Raw genomic sequence first — 4,426 nt, forward strand, 5'->3', positions numbered from 1 at the left:
AGACGGCGTCGGCGGTGGGCCGCACGTGCAGGAAGACCGCGTTGAGCCCCATGGCGGAGGCGTCGTCGAGGTAGGCGTCGAGTTCGGCCTTCTGCTCCTCGGCGGACAGGCCCGGCTCGGAGGGCCAGTCGATGTTGCGGACCGTGGTCAGCCAGGCCCCGCGCATCTGCCGCTGCGCCCCGCCGTCCCCGCACCGCAGGGTGGCGGCCGCCCCGGACGCGCCGTCGGCCGGTGGCTCCTCGTCGGCGCCCCGGCCGGTGCACCCCGCCAGCAGGACGGTGGCCGCGGCGGCCGTCGCGGCCCACCGCAGCGCGGCGCGCGTCGGGGTCACGGCACGGGCCACTGAATCCATGGAACAGGTCTCCTCTGAGGGGATGGGTCGCGCACCGCCGTCACCGTGACGTCGCACCGCGAACCAGAGTAGGCCAGACAGTCAATTTTCGGACACGATTGCGCCAATCTGTGGACAACCTCGCACCCCCGGTGCCGGAGGGCCGTTCCGGCAGGTCGACGGAGCGCCCGCGGGGGCGGCGGCGGAGCACCGTCCCCGCCGGGCGGCGGCGAGGGCCGGTTCACGACGGCGGCTCCGCCCCGGGAGGGAGCACGTGCGCACCCCGGCCACCACGGCCGATACCGGACACACCGCCCCAGACGAGGTTCTAGACTCGGGGACCGTGAACGCCCTCCTGAGCCCGCCACGCCTGTCCGTCCGCACCGTCGCCCTGCGCGACGACACCGCCAGCCTGGTGCACCGCCTGCCCGCGGACTCCCCCCTGGCCTGGCTGACCGGCGACGAGGGCGTCGTGGGCTGGGGACAGGCCGCGCGGCTGGACCTGGACGGTGAGCCCGAATCGGCCGAGCCCACCGACACCACCCGCTTCACCGAGGCGGCCCGCTGGGTCGACGCCCTCACCGAGCGCGCCGAGGTCCACGACGAGGTGGGGGTGCCCGGCACCGGCCCGGTCGCGTTCGGCACGTTCGCCTTCTCCCCCTCCTCCGCGGGATCGGCCCTGGTGGTGCCGCGCGTGCTGGTCGGGCGGCGCGGCGGCCGCTCCTGGCTGACCACCGTCACCGAAGCGTCCGGGGCGCACCCGGCCGAGCCGCTCGGCCCGACGCCGGAGCCGCGGCCCGTCGGTCCGCTCTCCTGGAGCGCGGGGTCGCTGACCGGCGAGCAGTGGATGGGCGCCGTGGCCGGTACCGTCGAGCGCATCCGCACGGGAGAGCTCGACAAGGCCGTGCTGGCGCGCGACGCCCTGGCCGAGGCCGACGCCCCCATCGACGTGCGCACCCTGCTGGAGCGGCTGCGGCTGCGGTTCCCCGGTTGTTTCACCTTCTCGGTGGACGGCATGGTCGGAGCCACCCCCGAGCTGCTGCTGCGCCGCGAGGGCGACCAGCTCTCCTCGCTGGTGCTGGCCGGGACCCGCCCCCGGGGCGAGGACCCCGACGCGGACCGGCTCCTGGCCGAGGAGCTGCTGACCTCGGCCAAGGACGTGGACGAGCACCGCATGGCCGTGGAGTCCCTGCGCACCGCGCTGGAACCGCTCACCGAGGAACTGGACGTGCCCGCCCGGCCCCGCCTGCTCGCGCTCGCCAACGTGCAGCACCTGGCCACGCCGGTGCGCGCCCGCCTGTCCCCCGGGGTCTCGGCGCTGGAGGCGGTCGCGGCCCTGCACCCCACCGCCGCCGTGGGCGGCACCCCCACCGCGGCGGCCATGCGGCTGATCGCGAAGGCCGAGGGCATGGACCGGGGCGGCTACGCCGGTCCGGTCGGGTGGCTGGACGGCGCGGGCAACTCCGAGTGGGGCATCGCCCTGCGCTGCGCCCGCGTGGAGGGCGCGCGCGCCCGGCTCTTCGCCGGAGGGGGCATCGTCGCCCAGTCCGAACCGGAGTCGGAGCTGGCCGAGACCGAGTCCAAGTTCCGGGTGATGCGCGAGGCCCTCACCGACCCCGTCTGAACCGGGGCGGGAGCGCGCTCCGGGCCGGGCTCCGCGGTACGCGCGCGGGCGGCGCTGAGCGGGGGTGACGCCGCGCACAGAGGCCGCTGCCCGGACGGGATTTCACGGCCGCGAAACACGGCGCCGCTAGCGTGGCGCCCATGCGTGTCCACGAGGTTTCCTGGGACGATCCCGACGCCGCCGCCCTGCGGGCCGGCCAGCGGGCGGAGATCGCCGAGCGGTACGGCACCGCCGACTCCGAGCCGGGGGTGGCCCCCTCCGCCGGGGACATCGCGGTGTTCGTGGTGGCCCGCGACGCCTCGGGCGCGGCCGTGGGCTGCGGCGGCCTGCGCGACCTCGGCGACGCGGCGGGCGAGGTCAAGCGGATGTACGTCCGGCCCGACCGGCGCGGCTCGGGCGCGGCGGCACTGGTCCTGGCGGCCCTGGAGGAGTGGGCCCGTGAGCGGGGCTGGAAGTGCCTGCGCCTGGAGACGGGCGACCGGCAGCCCGACGCGGTGCGGTTCTACACCCGTTCGGGGTACACGCCCATCCCCGGTTTCGGCGCCTACGCCGACGAGCCCTCCTCGCTCTGCTTCGAGAAGACTCTCTGAGGCCCGCGCGCCCCGGGCGGGGGCCCGGACACGAGGAACCGGCCCCGGCAGCCCCCACGATGGAAGCCGGGGCCGGTGGTCGTCGTCCCTACCGGCGGGAGGGCGGCCGGGCTACCTGCCGACCTCGCGGCCCGCGGTGTGCCAGATGCACACCACGGACGGGCGCGGGAACTCGCCGTCGGGCCAGGTGCTGGTGGGAGCCTCGAAGCTGCCGCCGTCACCGGGGTGCTGGGGGGCCAGGAACACCGTCTTGCTGTCCTCGGTGACGAAGGGGCCGCAGGCCTCCGCGCCGACCGGGACGGTGGCGAAGGTCTTCAGCTCACCTCGGAAGCGGCCCTCGACCGGCATGACGTGCAGGCCGTCGTTGATCCCCAGGGCGCCCGGCTGGCCGTCCGTGGAGATCCACAGGTTGCCGTCCTTGTCGAAGGTCAGGTTGTCCGGCGCGGAGATCGGCATGACCTTGGACTTGTCGAAGCCCGCGTAGTAGGTGTCGTCGTCCTCGGGGTCGCCGCACACCAGCGGCACGTTCCAGGCGAAGGTGGTGGCGGCCGCGTCGTTGCCGGACTCCACGATCTCCAGGACGTGGCCGTGCCGGTTGGGGCCGCGCGGGTTGGGCTCGTCGGCCTGGCCGGGCTCGCGGGCGGAGTTGTTGGTCAGCGCGCAGTAGACCTTGCCGGTGACCGGGCTGGGCTCGAAGTCCTCGGGGCGGTCCATCTTGGTGGGGCCCACGGCGTCGGCGGCCAGACGGGTGTGGATGAGCACCTCGGCGACGCTGAAGCCGGGGACGAAGCTCTCGGTGTCGGTGCACAGCGCGACCCACTCGCCGGAACCGTCGAACTCGCCGTCGGCGGGCAGCGCGCCGGAGCCGTCGAACTCCTCGGCGGGGCTGTTGCCGGACAGGCGCGCCACGTACAGCGTGCCGGTGTCCAGCAGGGAGAGGTTGTGGCGCCGGGAGCCCTCGACGTACTTCTTGGCGCTGACGAACTTGTACATGTAGTCGAAGCGCTCGTCGTCGCCCATGTAGGCCACGACCCGGCCGTCGTCGGCCAGGCGGGTGGTGGCGCCCTCGTGCTTGAAGCGGCCGAGCATGGTGCGCTTGAGCGGCTCGGACCCGGGGTCGAGCGGGTCGACCTCGACGATGTAGCCGAAGCGGTTGATCTCGTTGGGGTGCTTGGAGAGGTCGAAGCGCTCCTCGAAACGCTCCCAGCGGCGTCCCGTGGCACCGGTGCCGACGCCGTAGCGCCTGGTCTCGGCGGACCCGGAGCCGTTGGCGAAGTACTGGTTGAAGTTCTCCTCGGCGGTGAGGAAGGTGCCCCACGGGGTCATGCCGCCCGCGCAGTTGTTGAGCATGCCCCTGACCAGGGTGCCGGTGGGGTCCTCCGCCGTCTTGAGCAGGTCGTGCCCGGCGGCGGGGCCGGTGAGGCGCATGGGGGTGTCGGCGGTGATGCGGCGGTTGAAGGAGCGCTCGCCCGTGGAGAGCACCCACTTGCCGGTGCGGCCCTCGCGCTGGAGCTCGACGATGGAACCGCCGTGGGCGGCCATGGCGATGCGGACCTGCTCCTCGGTGGCGGCGTCGCCCCCGGCGTACCCCGGGAACATGAGTTCCTCGTTGGTGTACTCGTGGTTGACCCACAGCAGGGCGTGGTCGTCGTCGAGCTGGTGGAAGCCGACGTAGTCGCAGTTGTAGCCGAACTGCTGGGCCTGCGCCTCGGCGGTCTGGTCGTACACGTCGAACTCGGGAGCGCCGGGCAGGACCGGCTCGCCCCAGCGGATGATGACGTGCTGGTCGTAGCCCCGGGGGATGGTGATCTTGTCGTCGTTGTTGGGCTGGACGCTGGTGAAGGTGGGCCGCGGCGAGGGGTGGGGGCGGTCGGGGCCGCG

The 4,426-nt window shown here is 74.2% G+C and carries 3 protein-coding genes and 1 pseudogene; 2 read left to right on the forward strand and 2 right to left on the reverse strand.

Going from position 1 to position 4,426, the window contains the following annotated elements:
* Window positions 1-352, reverse strand: a pseudogene (locus DQW06_RS14970) (glycosyl hydrolase); the annotation flags it as partial.
* Between the two features lie 322 nt (window positions 353-674).
* On the opposite strand from DQW06_RS14970, the gene DQW06_RS14975 reads away from it, so the two are divergent.
* Window positions 675-1,955, forward strand: a complete 1,281-nt coding sequence (locus DQW06_RS14975) for an isochorismate synthase MenF (protein ID WP_041552744.1) — start codon at window positions 675-677, stop codon at window positions 1,953-1,955.
* Between the two features lie 140 nt (window positions 1,956-2,095).
* Window positions 2,096-2,545 (forward strand): GNAT family N-acetyltransferase, encoded by a 450-nt coding sequence (locus DQW06_RS14980; protein ID WP_013153589.1) that lies wholly within the window; start codon window positions 2,096-2,098, stop codon window positions 2,543-2,545.
* A gap of 111 nt (window positions 2,546-2,656) precedes the next feature.
* On the opposite strand, the gene DQW06_RS14985 is transcribed toward DQW06_RS14980, so the two are convergent.
* Window positions 2,657-4,426: PhoX family phosphatase (locus DQW06_RS14985; protein WP_157983448.1), on the reverse strand; the 1,770-nt coding region annotated here is incomplete at its 5' end.

It is taken from the genome of Nocardiopsis sp. TNDT3 (assembly GCF_003427465.1).
Classification (GTDB): Bacteria; Actinomycetota; Actinomycetes; order Streptosporangiales; family Streptosporangiaceae; genus Nocardiopsis; species Nocardiopsis dassonvillei.